Origin of the sequence: Streptomyces sp. NBC_00510 (assembly GCA_036013505.1) — a bacterium.
GTDB lineage: Bacteria > Actinomycetota > Actinomycetes > Streptomycetales > Streptomycetaceae > Actinacidiphila.
The window spans coordinates 3,323,751-3,341,196 of the sequence record CP107851.1; the positions used below are offsets into that span (position 1 = coordinate 3,323,751).

Below are 17,446 nucleotides of genomic sequence, written 5' to 3' on the forward strand. Positions count from 1 at the left end.
ACACTAACCCGTCACCCGGTGACGGCCCGCAGCGCTCCGGTCACCACCACCGCGACGGCGACGACCACCAGGAAGGGGGCGCGCAGCAGGAGGGCGACGCCGGCCGCCGCCAGACCCGCGGCGCGCGCGTCGAGCACCAGGCCGCGCCCGTCCCCGAAGGTCTGCAGTGCGGTGAGGGCCGCCAGCAGGGCGATGGGCAGCAGCGCGGCCAGCCGCCGCACGACGGGGCGTTCCAGGAAGCCCGCGGGAACGGACAGGCCCAGCAGTTTCACGGCGTAGCAGCCGAAGGCGGTGACGCCCACGGCGATCCACGTGCTCAACGGTCGGCCTCCTTGCGGCGGGTCACGGCCAGGACGAGCGGTGCGGCCAGCGCCGCGACCAGGACGGGCACCCCCGCGGGGAGCAGCGGCAGGCACACCAGGGCGAGCGGTACGGCGACCGCCGCCGTGGCCCGCTCGCGGCGGCCCCGCAGCATCGGTGCGAGCAGCGCGAGGAAGACCGCCGGACCGGCCGCGTCCAGGCCCCAGTCGGCCGGGTCGCCGAGCGCGGCGGCGCCGAACGCGCCCAGGAACGTGGTCAGGTTCCACAGCGTGTAGAGGGTGGCGCCGGTGACCGTGAAACCCAGCCGGGCGCTCGCCCGGTCGGGCTGCGCCAGGGCGACGGCGGACGTCTCGTCGATCACCCACTGCGCCGCGAAGGGGCGCACCGCGCGCGGGACGCGCAGCAGTTCGGACAGCCGCAGCCCGTAGAAGGCGTTGCGGACCCCGAGGAAGAACGCCCCGGCGGCGGCCGCCAGGGGACTGCCGCCCGCGCCCAGGGCGCCGACGAGCGCGAACTGCGAGGCGCCGGTGAACACCAGCAGGCTGAGCGCGCAGGTCTGCAGCAGGCTCAGCCCGGCCCCGGCCGAGGTCACTCCGAAGGCGAAGCCGGACAGACCGACGGCGACGCCCACTCCCAGGGCGTCACGGACCACCGCGGAACGCGGCTTGACGGACGGCGGGGGGTGCTGCCGGTCCCGGCCGGCTTCCAAGGGTGCTGCGGTCACCTGACCGACGCTAGGCCGCGCCCTTGGAGCCGTCTTGTACGTTCTTGCGCTCCCGCTGGTACGCGCCCGGCGGGACCCCCACGATCCGCGTGAAGTGGCGGTTCAGATGGGGCTGGTCGGTGAAGCCCACGGCGACCGCGGCCTCGGCCGGTGCCGTCCCGTCGTCCAGCAGCCGCCGCGCGCGCCGGACCCGGGCGTCGGTGAGCCAGGCGTGCGGGGGCATGCCGTACAGGTCGCGGAACCCGCGCAGCAGCGCGAAGGGGCTCGTGCCCAGCCCGGACGCGAGCTCCGCCAGCGGCGGCGGGTCGGTGAGGCGCGCCTCCAGGATCTGCCGGGCCCGCTCGGCGTTGCGGGCGCCCGCGGTGAGAAGGGCGCGCTCGGGCAGCGTGCCCCCGTGGGCGCGCAGCAGCCGGGCGACGGCGAGCCGCATCATGGTGTCGGCGGCGAGCGCGTTGCCCTGGTCGGCCGCCCGCAGCACCTGGGTGACCAGGTGCACGGCGTACGAGTCCTCGGCGACGGCGACGGTGAAGCCCGCCGTCCCGCGGATCGCCGTCGTCTCCGCCGCGACGGAGGCCACGACGTCGGCCCCGGGGTACAGCACGCTGTACGTCCACCCCTCGGGCACGCCCGCGTGCCCGGTGTGCGCGGTGTCGGGGTTGATCAGCGCCACCGCCCCCGGCCCCGCCCGCTCGATGGTGCCGTGGTGGTGGAAGGCCTCGACTCCCTGGGTGATGCCGGCGATCACGAACGACTCGTGCGTGTGCCGGACGAACGTCTTGCGCACGTACCGCGCCCGCAGGAGATCGACGTCCGGCAAGCCCGGATGCCTCCAGAACCGCGCCCGCTCGTCCGACCCCATCCCCCCATTCTGCGCCGTGCCCGCCCTCCTCCCGCCCGCCCGGCCCGGGAAAGGCCGCGTACGCGCACGGAGGGGGGCGGTTTGTCAGTGGGGCGAGGCAGGATGGATGGCATGTCGCGACGGAGCACTGGGGCCACCCCGGAGGAGCGGGATCCGGCGGGGGCCCTCGACGCGTTCGCCCCCGCCACGCGCGCGTGGTTCACGGGGGCCTTCAGCGCGCCCACCGCCGCGCAGGCGGGGGCCTGGCGGGCGATCGCCGGCGGGTCCGACGTGCTCGTGGTGGCCCCCACGGGCTCCGGGAAGACGCTGGCGGCGTTCCTGGCCGCCCTGGACCGGCTGGCGTCGACGCCGCCGCCGGCCGAGGCCAAGCGCCGCTGCCGTGTGCTGTACGTGTCGCCCCTGAAGGCGCTCGCCGTCGACGTGGAGCGCAACCTGCGCAGTCCGCTGACCGGCCTGCGGCACGAGTCCGTGCGGCTGAGGCTGCCGGAGCCTGAGGTGCGGGTGGGCATCCGCTCGGGCGACACCCCGGCCGCCGAGCGGCGCGCGCTCGCCACCCGGCCGCCGGACATCCTGATCACGACCCCCGAGTCGCTGTTCCTGATGCTGACCTCCTCGACCCGGGAGTCGCTGCGCGGCGTCGAGACGGTGATCCTCGACGAGGTGCACGCCGTCGCCGGGACGAAGCGCGGCGCGCACCTGGCGCTGTCGCTGGAGCGGCTGGACGAGCTGCTGGAGCGTCCCGCGCGGCGTATCGGCCTGTCGGCGACGGTCCGCCCGGTGGACGAGGTGGCGCGCTTCCTGTCGCCGCAGCGCAAGGTGACGGTCGTCCAGCCCCCGTCGCAGAAGGAGTTCGACCTGTCGGTGGTCGTCCCGGTCGAGGACCTGGGCGAGCTCGGCGGCTCCCCCGCCACCGACGGCGACGACCCGCGGCCCTCGATCTGGCCGCACGTCGAGGAGCGCATCGCCGACCTGGTGCAGGACCACCGCTCCACGATCGTCTTCGCCAACTCGCGCCGCCTGGCCGAGCGGCTGTGCAACCGGCTCAACGAGATCGCGTACGAACGGGCCATGGGCGAGCCGCTACCCGAGGGCGCGCCCCCCGCGGAGATCATGGCGCAGTCCGGCGCGGCGCGCGGGGCGCCGCCGCTGCTGGCCAGGGCGCACCACGGCTCGGTCTCCAAGGAGCAGCGCGCCTTGGTGGAGGAGGACCTCAAGGCCGGACGGCTGCCGGCCGTCGTCGCCACGTCCAGCCTGGAGCTGGGCATCGACATGGGCGCGGTGGACCTGGTCGTCCAGGTGGAGTCGCCGCCCTCGGTGGCGTCCGGGCTGCAGCGCGTGGGCCGGGCAGGGCACCAGGTGGGGGCGGTCTCGACCGGGGTGGTCTTCCCCAAGTACCGCGGCGATCTCGTGCAGTCGGCGGTCGTCACCGAGCGGATGCGGGAGGGCGCGATCGAGGCGTTGCGCATCCCGGCCAACCCGCTGGACGTCCTGGCGCAGCAACTGGTCGCGATGACGGCGCTGGACACATGGGACGTCGACGAACTGCTGGCGGTGGTGCGCCGGGCCGCGCCCTTCGCCGCGCTGCCGCACTCGGCGTTCACCGCGGTGCTGGACATGCTGGCCGGGCGCTATCCGTCGGACGCCTTCGCGGAGCTGCGGCCGCGCGTGGTGTGGGACCGGGTGGCGAACACGGTGGCGGCCCGGCCCGGCGCGCAGCGCCTGGCGGTGACCTCGGGCGGCACGATCCCCGACCGCGGGCTGTTCGGGGTGTTCCTGGCCGGCGCCGACCCGAAGAAGGGCGGCGGCCGGGTCGGCGAGCTGGACGAGGAGATGGTCTACGAGTCCCGGGTGGGAGACGTCTTCACCCTGGGCACGACCTCCTGGCGGATCGAGGACATCACCCGCGACCGGGTACTGGTCTCCCCCGCCCCGGGCGTGCCCGGGCGGCTGCCGTTCTGGAAGGGCGACCAGCTCGGCCGTCCGCTCGAGCTGGGCCGCGCCCTCGGCGCGTTCCTGCGCGAGGTCGCCGCCCTGGCCCCGGGCAAGGGCCGGGCCCGGCTGGCCGCGGCGGGGCTGGACCCGTGGGCGGTCGACAATGTGCTGGCCTACCTGGAGGAGCAGCGCAAGGCCTGCGGCCATGTGCCCGACGACCGCACCATCGTGGTGGAGCGCTTCCGGGACGAGCTGGGCGACTGGCGGGTGGTCGTCCACTCCCCCTTCGGCGCCCAGGTCCACGCCCCCTGGGCGCTCGCACTGGGTGCCCGGCTCGGTGAGCGGTACGGCTTCGACGCGCAGGTGATGCACGCCGACGACGGCATCGTGCTGCGTCTGCCGGACGCGGATCTGATGGGCCTGGACCTGCTGGACGTGGATCCGGCGCGGCAGGGCACCGAGTACGACGCCGACCAGTCCCCGGTCGGCGCCGCCGACGTCGCCTTCGACAAGGGCGAGGTCGAGCAGCTCGTCACCGACCAGATCGGCGGTTCCGCGCTGTTCGCGTCCCGGTTCCGGGAGTGCGCGGCCCGTGCGCTGCTGCTGCCCCGCCGGGACCCTGGCAAGCGCACGCCGCTGTGGCAGCAGCGCCAGCGGGCCGCCCAGCTGCTCCAGGTGGCCTCGGAGTTCGGTTCGTTCCCCATCGTGCTGGAGGCGGTACGCGAGTGCCTGCAGGACGTCTTCGACGTCCCCGGGCTGGTCGAGCTGATGGGCGACATCGAGTCCCGCAAGGTGCGGCTGGTCGAGGTGACGACGCCCGAACCGTCGCCGTTCGCCAAGTCGCTGCTCTTCGGCTACGTGGCGCAGTTCCTCTACGAGGGCGACTCGCCGCTGGCCGAGCGGCGCGCCGCGGCGCTCTCGCTGGACTCCCGGCTGCTGGCGGAGCTGCTGGGCCAGGCGGAGCTGCGCGAGCTGCTCGACGCCGACGTGATGGTGGAACTGGAGCAGGAGCTGCAGTGGCTCACCGAGGACCGGCGGATCAAGGGCCCCGAGGGGGTCGCCGACGTGCTGCGGCTGCTGGGCCCGCTGGACGACGCCGAGCTGGCCGCGCGCGGAGCGGAGCCGGGCTGGGCGGCCGGGCTGGAGGGCGCGCGCCGGGCGATCCGGGTCCGCGTCGCGGGCGTGGACCACTGGGCCGCCGTGGAGGACGCCGGGCGGCTGCGGGACGCGCTGGGCACCGCCCTGCCGGTCGGTGTGCCCGAGGCGTTCACCGAGCCCGTCAAGGACCCGCTGGCGGATCTGCTGGCCCGCTACGCCCGTACGCACGGGCCGTTCACCTCGGCCGAGGCCGCACAGCGCTTCGGCCTGGGCACCGCCGTCGCCGACGGCACCCTGCACCGGCTCGCCGCGTCCGGCCGGGTCGTGCAGGGCGAGTTCAGGCCGGGAGGCGCGGGCCACGAGTGGTGCGACGCCGGTGTGCTGCGGCGGCTGCGGCGGCGCTCGCTGGCGGCGCTGCGGCACGAACTGGAACCCGTGCCGCCGGCCACGCTGGCCACCTTCCTGCCGCAGTGGCAGCACGTGGGCACGCACGGCCTGCGCGGCCTCGACGGCCTGGTGCGGGCCGTCGAGCAGTTGCAGGGCGCCGCCGTCCCCGCCTCGGCCCTGGAGAAGCTGGTCCTGCCCGCCCGTGTGGCGGACTACACCCCGGCGATGCTGGACGAGCTGACGTCGGCGGGCGAGATCGTGTGGGCGGGGGCCGGCGCCCTGCAGGGCAAGGACGGCTGGCTGTCGCTGTATCTCGCCGACACCGCGCCCCTGTTGCTGCCGCAGCCCCAGCCGCTGGAACTCTCCCCGGTGCACCACGCGGTCCTGGACGGGCTCTCGGGCGGCTACGGGCTGTTCTTCCGGCAGATCTCCGAACAGGTCCGCGCCGCCGGGCACGAGCTGTCCGATCCGGAACTGGCCGAGGTGGTCTGGGAGCTGGCCTGGTCGGGCCGGCTGACCAACGACACGCTCGCGCCGCTGCGCGCCCTGCTCGGCTCCGGCCGTACGGCGGGCTCCACCGCGCACCGGGCGCCGCGCGCGGTGCCCCGCGGCCGCTACGGCGCCTTCACGGCCCGTACCGGCCGGCCCGCGCCCCGGGTGACGGCGTCACGGGGCGGGCCGCCGACGACCGCGGGCCGCTGGTCCCTGGTGCCGGAGGTGGAGCCCGACGCGACGCACCGGGCACACGCCCTCACCCACGCGCTGCTGGACCGGCACGGCGTGGTCACCCGGGGGGCGGTGGCCGCCGAGGGTGTGGAGGGCGGCTTCTCCGCCGCGTACCGCGTCCTGTCGGCCTTCGAGGAGACCGGCCAGGCGCGCCGTGGCTACGTCGTGGAGGGGCTGGGCGCGGCCCAGTTCGCCATGGACGGCGCGGTGGACCGCCTGCGGGCCATCAGCAACGCCCGGGACCGCGAGGACGTCCGGCACGACAAGGCCCGCACCGTGGTGCTGGCCGCGGCCGACCCGGCCAACGCCTACGGCGCCGCCCTGCCCTGGCCCGAGCAGCCCGCCGGGGTGACCCACCGGCCGGGACGCAAGGCGGGGGCCCTGGTCGTCCTGGTCGACGGCGAGCTCACGCTGTACGTGGAGCGCGGCGGCAAGACCCTGCTGGCCTGGCCCGGCCCCTCCGCGGCGGAGGGCGACGGCCGGGGAGGCGGCGGCGCGGACGAGGAGCGGTTGCAGGCGGCCGCCGACGCGCTCGCCCTGGCCGTGCGCGACGGAGCGCTCGGCCGGCTCACGGTGGAACGCACGAACGGCGAGTCCGCCCTCACCTCGGTGCTCGGCCGGGCCCTGGAGGCGGCCGGCTTCCATGCGACACCCCGCGGCCTGCGGCTGCGGGCCTGAACGGGAACAGGGGGATCCGTGCCCGAGGGCGACACGATCTGGCTGGCCGCGCACCGGCTGCACTGGGCGCTGGCGGGGCATGTCCTGCTCCGTGCGGACCTGCGTGTGCCGCGGCTGGCGACGACCGATCTGTCGGGACGCCGCGTGGAGGAGGTCGTGGCCCGCGGCAAGCACCTGCTGATCCGGGTCGAGGGCGGGCTGACCCTCCACTCGCATCTGCGCATGGACGGTTCCTGGCAGTTGTACGCACCCGGCGAGCGCTGGCGGGGCGGTCCCGACCACCAGGTCCGGGCGGTCCTGGCCAACGCCGAGCGGGTCGCGGTCGGCTACCGGCTGCCCGTGCTGGAGCTGCTGCGCACCGCCGAGGAGGACCGGGCCGTCGGCCACCTCGGTCCCGATCTGCTGGGCCCGGACTGGGATCCGGCCGAGGCGCTGCGCCGGCTGACCGCCGACCCGGCCCGGCCGGTCGGGGAAGCATTGCTGGACCAGCGCAATCTGGCGGGCATCGGCAACGTCTACAAGTGCGAGGTGTGCTTCCTGCGCGGCGTCACGCCCTGGATGCCGGTCGGCGAGGTCCCCGAGCCCGAACGGGTCGTCGAGCTCGCCAGGAAGCTGCTGCAGGCCAACAAGACCCGGCACGGCCACATCACCACCGGCGACACCCGGCGCGGCCGGACGCACTGGGTGTACCGCCGGGACCGGCACGGCTGCCTGCGCTGCGGGACGGCGATCCGCGTCGCCGAGCTGGGCCCGCCCGGCCAGACCCGTGCGACGTACTGGTGCCCGCAGTGCCAGCGCGGCCCCGCGCCGGCGCCCGCGTCGGCGCCGCGACACACCGATTGACGGACCGTCAGATCTGGTCGTACCGTCGCCGCATGACCGTACCGGCGTACGACCTCACCGGGCGCACCGCTCTGGTCACCGGTGCCGCCAGCGGCATCGGCCGGGCCTCGGCGCTGCTGCTCGCCCAGGCCGGGGCCACCGTGACGTGCGCGGACGTGGACGAGCCGGGGGCCCGGCACACCGCCGAACTCGCCGTGAAGGCCGGCGGCGCGGCAAAGGCGCGTGCCGTGGACGTCACCGACCGTGCGCAGGTGGCCGAGGCCGTCGCGGCGATCGTGGCCGCCCACGGACGGCTGGACGTCCTGGCGGCCATCGCGGGCGTCATGCACTCCGGTTCCGTCCTGGACACCGACGAGGCCGACCTGGACCGGGTGCTGTCGGTGAACTTCAAGGGGGTGCTGCACTGCGCCCGCGAGGCCGCCCGCCCGATGGCGGAGCGCGGTGCCGGCAGCATCGTCACCATGGCCTCCGGAGCCATCGACACCGGCACCCGCGGGCTGCTCTGCTACAGCGTCTCAAAGGCCGCCGTCGTCCAGCTGACCCGGACCCTCGCCACGGAGCTGGGACCCCACGGCGTGCGGGCCAATGCCGTGGCGCCCGGCTTCGTCCGCACACCGATGACGAGCCACTACGGCACCGGCCCCGACGGCCTCTTCGACGAGCGGGCCCAGGCGCGCGCCGAGGAGGCGCTGGTGCGCGCCTCGCCCCTGGGCCGTGTGGGCGACCCGCAGGACGTGGCGCACACCGTGCTCTTCCTGGCCTCCGACGCCTCAGCCTTCACGACCGGCCAGATCCTGCGCCCCAACGGGGGCGTCGTCATGCCCTGGTAGTGACTGACTTCGCGGTCCCGGAAGTCTTCCCGACAGCTCTCCCGGCGCCGGGCCCTCAACCTCACGGACGGCCGCCGGAGCGGCGGATGATGATCCCCGTGACCACCTCGCCGTGTGCAGGGGGACGATGCTGAGCCCCCATCCACCGGCGACGACCAGGCCCTCGAAGGAGCCTGCCTGCGCGGGCTGGACGATGAGCCTCAGCAGGGCCCACCACCACACCACTCCCGCGACGAAAGCGATCGCCCAGCGGACCGGCCGCCGGGCCCACAGCTCGTGAAACAGGCGGAGAACGTGCATGGCCGCCTCCTTCGGAGCCCCGAGGTTGCGGCGGGTATCACCAGGGACCCAATCCCGGGCTTTCCCCGTACACAGGTGCGATCCCCGTCCGGCAAGATCTCTAGACCTCTGCCGCCCCACCCCGCACAACGTTCACCCGGAAGGAGGACACGTACGGCTACTACCTGCGACATTCCCCGGCCCGGGCGCAACCCAGGGCGACGGCCCCCGATGCTCCCGCCGACGACGCCCCACCGGCCTAGACGTTCTCGGCCTGGAACATCCAGTGGTGCTTCTCGAGCTCGGCGGCGAGCCCGATCAGGATGTCCTGGCTCACCGGATCGGGCTTCTCCGTCGCCTCGATCCCCTGGCGCACCCGCCTGATCACGGCGTCCAGCGCCACGATCATGACCGAGACCACCTTCTCGTCCTTGATCCAGCCGTCCGGCACCTCGTCGATCCTGCTGCTCTTGGAGACCGTCCCCGCGCGCCCGTCCGGCGTCACCCCGATCGCGGCCGCCCGCTCCGCGACGGTGTCGGCGTAGGTCCGCGCGGTGGTCACCACGTCGTCGAGCTGGAGGTGGACCGACCGGAACCGCGCCCCGACCACGTTCCAGTGCACCTGCTTGGCCACGAGCGACAGGTCGATGAGATCGCTGAGGGTGTGCTGCAGGGCCTCACCGACGGTCTTGCGGTCGGCCTCGGGCAGCGTGCTCTTCACGATGGTCATGCTGCTCCTCCTCGGGAATTGCCTGGCGCCGCAGGGCCACCTCCACGGCGGCCCCGCCTCATGAGCGCCTTCCCCGGATCCGCGGATCACACGCGGGCACGCCGTGGCCCCGGCCGGTTGCCCACCGGCCGGGGCCACGGTTCGGAACTGCTTGGTGTCGCTCAGGCCGCGACGACGTCCACGGCCTCGGTGGGCGCCTTCGGCGCCTTGATGGTGACCCGCTCGTCCGGACCGGACGGTACGGACGGAACCGCGCCCAGCAGCGGCCGCATAGGCGCGGCTGCCGACCCGACAGCAGCCGACTCGGCGAGTTCGGCAAGCGCCAGATCGTCGCTGACCTCCCGCATCACCTCGGACATCGGGACGTCCAAGGCGTCACAGATCGCGGAGAGCAGTTCGGAGGAAGCCTCCTTCTGCCCTCGTTCGACCTCCGACAGATAGCCCAGGGAGACCCGGGCGGATGAGGAGACCTCACGCAGGGTGCGGCCCTGACGCTGGCGCTGCCGACGCAGCACGTCACCGAGCAGGCGACGGAGCAGAATCATCGGTGGCTCCCTCCTCGGACCGCGAATTCGCAACCTTCTTGCCCCACCGTACCGCCTCCGACACCGGCCGTGCGGGGAGCGATGACGTGTTCACTCAGGGCTGCAAACATCCCTTCCCCCCGCTGTCTTCCCTACCCTTCGCCGTCGGGGATTCGTCGGGTGTTCCCCCGCCCGTCAGAAGCGTCTGCTGCAAGAGGGTCAGAACGGCGTTCACGGTGGTGGTACGGATTTCGGCACGGTCGCCGTTCAACTGCAGTCTCTCGCACCACGAGCCGGTCGGCCCGGCGACCGCCACGTAGACCGTCCCGACCTGCTGTCCGTCCTGCGGGTCCGGGCCGGCGACTCCGGTGGTGGACAGCCCCCAGTCGGCGCGCAGCACGCGCCGCACGCCCTCCGCCATCCCCCGCGCGACGTCGGGGTCGACGGCCCCGCGCTCGGCCAGCAGCGCGCCGTCCACGCCCAGCACGTCCCGCTTCAGTTCGGTGGCGTACGCGGTGACCGAACCGCGGAAGGACCTGGAGGCGCCGGGCACCGAGGTCAGCTCGGCGGCGACCAGGCCGCCGGTCAGCGACTCGGCGACGGCGAGCCACTGCTGCCGCCCCTCCAGCAGCCCCAGCACCTCGGCGGCGACGTTCACGCGCCCTGTCCCTGCTCCTCCGGGAACTCCAGCGGGACGTCCTCCGCGAGCGCCCCCTCCTCCTCGTCCGCCCCCTCGCGCGCCCGGCGCACGGCGGCCGCGCGCTGCGCGGCCAGTCCGGCCCGGCGCATGACGACGGCCTGGCGCACGTAGTCCAGGCCCGTCACCACGGTCAGCACCACCGCGGCGCCCATCAGCACCGCCCGCAGCGTCGCCAGCGGCCCGGTGAGGATCAGGATGTACATGCCGACGGCGACGCCCTGGGTGAGCGTCTTCAGCTTGCCGCCCCGGCTGGCCGGGATCACTCCCCAGCGGATCACCCAGAACCGCATCAGCGTGATGCCCAGCTCGCGGAAGAGGATCACCGCGGTGACCCACCAGGGCAGGTCCCCGAGGGCCGAGAGGCCGATCAGCGCCGCGCCCATGATCGCCTTGTCGGCGATCGGGTCGGCGATCTTGCCGAAGTCGGTGACCAGCCCGTAGCGCCGGGCCAGCTCGCCGTCGAAGAGATCGGTGATCATCGCGATGGCGAACGCCGCCCACGCGAAGGAGCGCCACGCCGGGTCGTGCCCGTCGTCGTGCACGAGCAGCATGACGAAGCCCGGCACCAGGAGCAGCCGCACCATCGTCAGGACGTTGGCGATGTTCCACAACGAAGGCCGCCGGACCGCGGCCGCCGGGGCGGCGGGTGCGGACCGGTGATTGCCGGCGGCGGACGCCGGGACTCCCGTCATCTGCGCGCCTCCTGCGTCGTGCCAAGCGGCTCCGCGACGAGGTCGACGCCTTCGGTGTCCACCACCTTCGCCGCGACGAACGATCCGGGCACCAGGCCCGCGTGGGAGGTCAGGACGACCTGGCCGTCGGTCTCCGGCGCCTGGTGGGCACCGCGGCCGACCGCCCCCTCCTCCTCGTCGACGGAGTCGACCAGCACCTGCACCGTCGAGCCCAGCCGCTCCTCGGAACGCTGCGCGGTCAGCTCCTCGGCCAGCCGCGAGACCCGGGCCAGCCGCTCGGCGACGACGTCCTCGTCGAGCTTGCCGTCGTAACCGGCCGCCTCGGTGCCCTCCTCGTCGGAGTAGCCGAAGACGCCGATGGCGTCGAGCCGGGCGGCGCCCAGGAAGCGCTCCAGCTCCTCCAGGTCCGCCTCCGACTCGCCCGGGAAACCGACGATGAAGTTGGAGCGGACCCCGGCCTCCGGCGCCTTCGAGCGGATGGTGTCCAGCAGCTCCAGGAAGCGCTCGGTGTCGCCGAAGCGGCGCATCGCGCGCAGCACCCCGGGTGCGGAGTGCTGGAAGGACAGGTCGAAGTAGGGCGCGACCTTCGGCGTCGAGGTCAGTACGTCGATCAGGCCCGGGCGCATCTCGGCGGGCTGCAGGTAGCTGACCCGGATCCGCTCGATGCCGTCGACGTCGGCCAGTTCCGGCAGCAGCGTCTCCAGCAGCCGGATGTCACCGAGGTCCTTGCCGTACGAGGTGTTGTTCTCGCTGACCAGCATGACCTCCTTGACGCCCTGCTCGGCCAGCCAGCGCGTCTCGCCGAGCACGTCCGAGGGGCGGCGGGAGATGAAGGAGCCCCGGAAGGACGGGATGGCGCAGAAGGAGCAGCGGCGGTCGCAGCCGGAGGCCAGCTTCACCGAGGCGACCGGGCTGCTGTCCAGGCGGCGGCGGAGCGGTGCGCGCGGCCCGGAGGCGGGCGCGACGCCCTCGGGCAGGTCCGCGGGGGCGGGGACCGGCTCCGTGGCGCCCTGCGCGTGGCCGGGCAGCGCGACCTCGCTCACGGCCTGCCGGGCGGCCGGGCTGACCGGGAGCAGCTTGCGGCGGTCGCGCGGGGTGTGGGAGGCGTGGACGCCGCCGGAGAGGATCGTCTGCAGGCGGTCGGAGATGTTCGCGTAGTCGTCGAAGCCGAGCACCCCGTCCGCCTCGGGCAGGGCCTCGGCCAGCTCCTTCCCGTAGCGCTCGGCCATGCAGCCGACCGCGACGACGGCCTGGGTGCGGCCGTGGCCCTTGAGGTCGTTGGCCTCCAGCAGGGCGTCGACGGAGTCCTTCTTGGCGGCCTCGACGAAGCCACAGGTGTTCACGACGGCCACGTCGGCGGCGGCGGCGTCCTCGACGAGCTGCCACCCGTCCGCCGCCAGCCGGCCGGCGAGCTCCTCGGAATCCACCTCGTTACGGGCGCAGCCGAGCGTGACAAGAGCGACGGTACGGGGTTCGGACATAGGCTCAGCCTACTTTGTCCCCGACGGGGCTCCGACGCGCAGCGGCGCCCGGCGCCGGGACGGGTGTCCCGCGCCGGGCGCCGCGGTGTCCGTGCGCGCCCGTGGAACCGGGCGTCACCCTGCTTCCGGGTCGCCGGGGGTGAAGGTGAGGCGCTGGACCTGACCGGGGTCGCCCGCAGGTCCGAGGTCCTTGCCGTTGACGAAGAGGTCGACCGCGCCCGCGTTGCCGATGATGAGGTTGATCTTGCTCTTGTCGGTGAAGGTCTTGGAGTCGCCCGGCTCCAGACTGCCCTGGTAGAGCTGCCTTCCGTTGCCGTCCACCGCCTGGATCCAGCTCTTGTCGTTCCGGGCGGTGAGCTTGACGGTGACCTTGTCGGCCGGCGCCGCGGCGATCGCGCTGTCGGACTCCTCGGGCCTCGGTGCGGAGCTCGTGGGGTTGCCGGACGGCTTCGCCTCCGGGCTCGCCGCACTCGGCTTGCCCGCCACCGGCTCCTTGCCGCCGTCCTCGCCACCGCTGAACAGGGTGAACCCGACGAAACCGATGACGGCGACGATCGCCGCGACCATCGCGGCGGTCCAGTTGGGGCGGCGCGGCTCGGACCTCATCCGCTCCGCCTCGTACAGCGGCGCCACCGGGGTCGGGGCGGGCGCACTGCCGTGCTCCGCCGAGAACTGCTCGATCAGGGCCTCGGGATCGAGACCCACGGCGCGCGCGAGCGCCCGGATGTGGCCGCGGGCGTACACGTCGCCGCCGCAGCGGGAGAAATCGTCCTGCTCGATCGCGTGCACGATGGGCGGGCGCACACGCGTTGTGGTACTGACCTCGTCGACGGTCAGACCCGCGGCGATGCGGGCCTGGGCGAGGGCGCGACCGACCGAGAGCCGGTCGTCGGGGGGCGGGTTGCCGATGGACACGGGGGCGCCTTTCGAGCGTGCAGCCACCTGCTGGAGACTCAGTCTAGGGGGGTGTGCAAAAGGACGGGCAAGCGGGCGGGCGTTGTTTGTCCGCCATCAGGATTGCCGTCTTTCCCGGCGCCGATGACAGTCGGCCATACGCCTTCCCCCTGCACTAACTTGACGTACGGGCGGGAGCAACGGTTGCGTCCAACCCACTTACGAGTGAGCCACGGAATGGCTACGAACCGGCCTCGCCCCGGAGCAGGGCGAGCACTCCGTCCATCTCGTCCGGCTTGACCAGTACGTCACGGGCCTTCGACCCCTCGCTGGGGCCGACGATCCCGCGCGATTCCATCAGGTCCATGAGCCTGCCCGCTTTCGCGAAGCCGACACGCAGTTTCCGCTGGAGCATCGAAGTCGAGCCGAACTGCGTGGAGACGACCAGTTCCGCGGCCTGGCACAACAGGTCCAGGTCGTCGCCGATCTCCTCGTCGATCTCCTTCTTCGGGCCCGAGCCGACGACCACGTCGTCACGGTAGGCGGGGGTCAACTGCGCCTTGCAGTGGGCGACGACGGCCTGGATCTCGTCCTCGGTGACGAAGGCGCCCTGCATGCGGACCGGCTTGTTCGCGCCCATCGGCAGGAACAGCCCGTCACCCTTTCCGATCAGCTTCTCGGCGCCGGCCTGGTCGAGGATGACCCGGCTGTCGGCGAGCGAGGAGGTCGCGAAGGCCAGCCTGGACGGCACGTTGGCCTTGATGAGACCCGTGACGACGTCGACGCTGGGCCGCTGGGTGGCCAGCACGAGGTGGATGCCGGCAGCCCGGGCGAGCTGGGTGATGCGGACGATCGCGTCCTCGACGTCCCGCGGCGCGACCATCATCAGGTCGGCCAGCTCGTCCACGATCACCAGCAGGTAGGGGTAGGGCGCGAGCTCCCGCTCGCTGCCCTCCGGCGGCTTCACCTTGCCCGAACGCACCGCCGCGTTGAAGTCGTCGATGTGCCGGAAGCCGTAGGCGGCGAGGTCGTCGTAACGCAGGTCCATCTCGCGCACGACCCACTGCAGCGCCTCGGCGGCCCGCTTGGGGTTGGTGATGATCGGGGTGATGAGGTGCGGGACGCCCTCGTACGCGGTCAGCTCGACGCGCTTGGGGTCGACCAGCACCATCCGCACCTCGTCGGGCGTGGCGCGCGCCAGGATCGAGGTGATCAGGCAGTTGATGCAGGAGGACTTGCCGGATCCGGTGGCGCCCGCGACGAGGATGTGCGGCATGCGCGCGAGGTTGGCCATGACGTAGCCGCCCTCGACGTCCTTGCCGAGGCCGACCGTCATCGGGTGCTCCTCGCCGGCGGCCTCCGCCGACCGCAGCACGTCGCCGAGGTTGACCATCTCCCGGTCGCTGTTGGGGATCTCGATGCCCACCGCCGACTTGCCGGGGATCGGGCTGATGATCCGTACGTCCGGACTGGCCACGGCGTACGCGATGTTCTTGGCGAGGGCCGTGATCCGCTCGACCTTGACGGCCTGGCCGAGTTCCACCTCGTAACGGGTCACCGTCGGGCCGCGCGTGAAGCCGGTGACCCGTGCGTCCACCTTGAACTGCGAGAAGACGCTCGTCAGCGACTCGACCACGGCGTCGTTGGCTGCGCTGCGGGTGCGTCCTGGACCGCCGCGCTCCAACAGGTCCAGGGACGGCAGGCCGTAGGTCACGTCGCCGGACAACTGGAGCTGCTCGGCGCGCGGCGGCAGCGGCGGGCCCTGCTCGGGCGCCGCGCGCTTGGTGAGGTCGGGCACGGACCGGTCGGCGGTGTCCTCGGCGGCGGCCTCCCCGGTGTCCCGGGCCTGCGGCAGGGAGTGGCTGACGAGGTCCGCGACGACGGAGGAGCCGGGGACGCCGTAGGCGAGGGCGCCGTCGAGGTCGGCGGCCACGCCGTAGGCGAGGTCGACCGCGTCCAGTCCGTCGCTGGGCCTGAGATCGGGCAGTTCCGACCGCTCCTGGCGGCGCCTGGACCGGCGGCGCGACTTCTCCCCGCCGTCCTGCGGGGCGGTGTCCTCCTCCAGCAGGTCGCTGAACGGCACGGCGTCGTCCTCGGTCCCGGCGCTGCCCTGGTCCTCCACCAGGCCCAGCCGGATGCCGAGTTCGCGCAGCCGCCGGGGGATGGCGTTGACCGGCGTCGCGGTGGTGACCAGCAGCCCGAAGAAGGTGAGTAGCGCCAGCAGCGCGACCGCCAGCGGTGCGCCGACGGTGTAGTCGAGCGGCGCGGACGCCGCCCAGCCGATCAGGCCGCCCGCGTCGCGGATCGCGTCGGCGCCCTGCCCGCGGCCGGGGGAACCGCAGCCGATGTGCACCAGGCCCAGTACACCGACGGTGAGGGTGGTCAGGCCGATGACGATGCGCCCGTTGGCGTCGGACTTCTGCGGGTGGCGCATCAGCCGCCAGACGACGGCACCGACGAGGAACGGCACGAGCAGGTCCAGCCGCCCGAACAGCCCGGTGATCAGTATCTCGACCAGATCGCCCACCGGACCGCGCAGGTCCGACCAGGTGCCGGTGGCGACGACCAGCGCGAGGCCGAGCAGCAGCAGCGCCAGGCCGTCCTTGCGGTGCGCCGGGTCGAGCCCGCGCGCGCCGCGGCCGACGCCCCGGAAGAGGGCACCCACGGTGTGCGCCAGGCCGAGCCACACCGCTCGCGCGAGCCGGTAGACGCCGCCGGTCGGGGACGGCGCGGGCTTCGGCGCGGGTTTGGCCGCCGCCGCCTTGGCAGGCGGCTTCTTGGCCGCCGCCGTCTTCTTCGCGGGGGCCTTCTTCGTCGCGGGCTTGGCCGCAGGTTTGGCGGCAGCCTTCTTGGCGGTGCCGGACGTACGTGAGGCCATGATGGTGAGGTTACCGTTCCGCCCCGCGCACGACACGCGTGGCCACGCATACCGCCATTCGTGTCGTGCCCCTGATGCGCCATGGATGACACTGCATCAAGTGGCGCACACGCTTCACTCTTGCGGGGGAATCTTCTTGTCGCCGCCGCCCGTGCCCGGCTCCAGCGCGTCCAGCGCGCGGCGCAGTCCGGTCAGCTTCCGCTCCAGGTGGGCGGCCGTGGCCACCGCCGCCGCGTCCGCGGACTCGTCGAGCTGCTTGGACAGCGCCTCCGCCTGCTCCTCCACCGCGGCGAGCCGTGCGGAGAGCTCGGCGAGCAGGCCCACGGGCTCCTTGGCGCCGTTGCCGCCCTGCCGCGCGCCCTGTTCCAGCTGCAGCCGCAGCAGGGCGGCCTGCTCGCGCAGCTGGCAGTTCTTCATGTAGAGCTCGACGAAGACCGAGACCTTGGCGCGCAGCACCCACGGGTCGAAGGGCTTGGAGATGTAGTCCACCGCGCCGGCCGCGTAGCCGCGGAAGGTGTGGTGCGGCCCGTGGTTGATGGCGGTCAGGAAGATGATCGGGATGTCGCGGGTGCGCTCGCGCCGCTTGATGTGCGCCGCGGTCTCGAACCCGTCCATGCCCGGCATCTGGACGTCGAGCAGGATCACCGCGAAGTCGTCGGTCAGCAGCGCCTTGAGCGCTTCCTCCCCGGACGATGCCCGCACCAGGGTCTGATCGAGCGCGGAGAGGATGGCCTCCAGCGCCAGCAGATTCTCCGGCCGGTCATCGACCAGGAGGATCTTGGCCTTCTGCACCATGGCCCGCCCTCCTCGCCCCGGCACTGCACCGGTCGCCGCCCCCATGGACGACTCCTGAGTGCCGCCCGTCCTTGT

At 73.5% G+C, this 17,446-nt stretch carries 14 protein-coding genes; 3 read left to right on the forward strand and 11 right to left on the reverse strand.

All coding sequences use genetic code 11. The features are described 5' to 3' along the window. Positions 1–11: 11 nt before the first annotated feature. From OG937_14575 to OG937_14585, 3 genes are read right to left on the reverse strand one after another with little or no spacing between them, the layout of a single operon-like run. Positions 12–320: an AzlD domain-containing protein gene (locus OG937_14575; GenBank protein WUD72836.1), complete on the reverse strand. Its 309-nt coding sequence runs from the start codon at positions 318–320 to the stop codon at positions 12–14. After that, a complete protein-coding gene (locus OG937_14580; GenBank protein ID WUD78738.1) occupies positions 317–1,030 on the reverse strand; it encodes an AzlC family ABC transporter permease in 714 nt (237 codons plus the stop codon). Before OG937_14580 ends, OG937_14575 begins: the two co-directional genes overlap by 4 nt. A gap of 25 nt (positions 1,031–1,055) precedes the next feature. Next, complete coding sequence (locus tag OG937_14585) at positions 1,056–1,904, reverse strand: AraC family transcriptional regulator (protein WUD72837.1); 849 nt, start codon at positions 1,902–1,904, stop codon at positions 1,056–1,058. Positions 1,905–2,015: 111 nt separating this feature from the next. Here OG937_14585 and OG937_14590 point away from each other — a divergent pair, with 111 nt between their 5' ends. The 3 genes from OG937_14590 to OG937_14600 are packed head-to-tail and all read left to right on the forward strand — an operon-like array spanning position 2,016 to position 8,398. After that, positions 2,016–6,725, forward strand: a complete 4,710-nt coding sequence (locus tag OG937_14590) for an ATP-dependent helicase (protein ID WUD72838.1) — start codon at positions 2,016–2,018, stop codon at positions 6,723–6,725. A gap of 18 nt (positions 6,726–6,743) precedes the next feature. Then, entirely contained in the window at positions 6,744–7,568 is an 825-nt protein-coding gene (locus OG937_14595; protein ID WUD72839.1) for a DNA glycosylase, read from the forward strand. Between the two features lie 32 nt (positions 7,569–7,600). Then, entirely contained in the window at positions 7,601–8,398 is a 798-nt protein-coding gene (locus OG937_14600) for an SDR family oxidoreductase (GenBank protein ID WUD72840.1), read from the forward strand. Positions 8,399–8,936: 538 nt separating this feature from the next. On the opposite strand, the gene OG937_14605 is transcribed toward OG937_14600, so the two are convergent. The 8 genes from OG937_14605 to OG937_14640 form a co-directional block, all read right to left on the reverse strand. Beyond that, positions 8,937–9,407, reverse strand: coding sequence for a DNA starvation/stationary phase protection protein (locus tag OG937_14605; protein WUD72841.1), 471 nt, complete (start codon positions 9,405–9,407; stop codon positions 8,937–8,939). 161 nt (positions 9,408–9,568) lie between these two features. Beyond that, positions 9,569–9,952, reverse strand: a complete 384-nt coding sequence (locus OG937_14610; GenBank protein WUD72842.1) for a helix-turn-helix transcriptional regulator — start codon at positions 9,950–9,952, stop codon at positions 9,569–9,571. Positions 9,953–10,046: 94 nt separating this feature from the next. Further along, on the reverse strand, positions 10,047–10,589 hold the full coding sequence (locus OG937_14615; GenBank protein WUD72843.1) for a CinA family protein: 543 nt from the start codon (positions 10,587–10,589) through the stop codon (positions 10,047–10,049). After that, positions 10,586–11,323 (reverse strand): CDP-diacylglycerol--glycerol-3-phosphate 3-phosphatidyltransferase, encoded by a 738-nt coding sequence (pgsA, locus tag OG937_14620; GenBank protein WUD72844.1) that lies wholly within the window; start codon positions 11,321–11,323, stop codon positions 10,586–10,588. The genes OG937_14615 and pgsA overlap by 4 nt, the downstream gene beginning before the upstream one ends. Then, complete coding sequence (gene rimO / locus OG937_14625; GenBank protein WUD72845.1) at positions 11,320–12,804, reverse strand: 30S ribosomal protein S12 methylthiotransferase RimO; 1,485 nt, start codon at positions 12,802–12,804, stop codon at positions 11,320–11,322. The genes pgsA and rimO overlap by 4 nt, the downstream gene beginning before the upstream one ends. 114 nt (positions 12,805–12,918) lie before the next feature. Then, entirely contained in the window at positions 12,919–13,719 is an 801-nt protein-coding gene (locus tag OG937_14630; GenBank protein WUD72846.1) for a DUF4115 domain-containing protein, read from the reverse strand. Positions 13,720–13,939: 220 nt separating this feature from the next. Continuing rightward, the gene (locus OG937_14635) at positions 13,940–16,576 is read right to left on the reverse strand and encodes a DNA translocase FtsK (GenBank protein WUD72847.1); all 2,637 of its coding nucleotides are present in this window, start codon (positions 16,574–16,576) and stop codon (positions 13,940–13,942) included. Between the two features lie 114 nt (positions 16,577–16,690). Beyond that, entirely contained in the window at positions 16,691–17,371 is a 681-nt protein-coding gene (locus tag OG937_14640) for a response regulator (protein ID WUD72848.1), read from the reverse strand. Positions 17,372–17,446: the final 75 nt, after the last annotated feature.

Bases quoted from the DNA above. Each gene is read 5' to 3' on its own strand.
- OG937_14585 (WUD72837.1), bottom strand. From the start codon at position 1,904: ATGGGGTCGGACGAGCGGGCGCGGTTCTGGAGGCATCCGGGCTTGCCG.
- OG937_14590 (WUD72838.1), top strand. From the start codon at position 2,016: ATGTCGCGACGGAGCACTGGGGCCACCCCGGAGGAGCGGGATCCGGCG.
- OG937_14600 (WUD72840.1), top strand. From the start codon at position 7,601: ATGACCGTACCGGCGTACGACCTCACCGGGCGCACCGCTCTGGTCACC.
- OG937_14605 (WUD72841.1), bottom strand. From the start codon at position 9,407: ATGACCATCGTGAAGAGCACGCTGCCCGAGGCCGACCGCAAGACCGTC.
- OG937_14610 (WUD72842.1), bottom strand. From the start codon at position 9,952: ATGATTCTGCTCCGTCGCCTGCTCGGTGACGTGCTGCGTCGGCAGCGC.
- pgsA (WUD72844.1), bottom strand. From the start codon at position 11,323: ATGACGGGAGTCCCGGCGTCCGCCGCCGGCAATCACCGGTCCGCACCC.
- rimO (WUD72845.1), bottom strand. From the start codon at position 12,804: ATGTCCGAACCCCGTACCGTCGCTCTTGTCACGCTCGGCTGCGCCCGT.
- OG937_14635 (WUD72847.1), bottom strand. From the start codon at position 16,576: ATGGCCTCACGTACGTCCGGCACCGCCAAGAAGGCTGCCGCCAAACCT.
- OG937_14640 (WUD72848.1), bottom strand. From the start codon at position 17,371: ATGGTGCAGAAGGCCAAGATCCTCCTGGTCGATGACCGGCCGGAGAAT.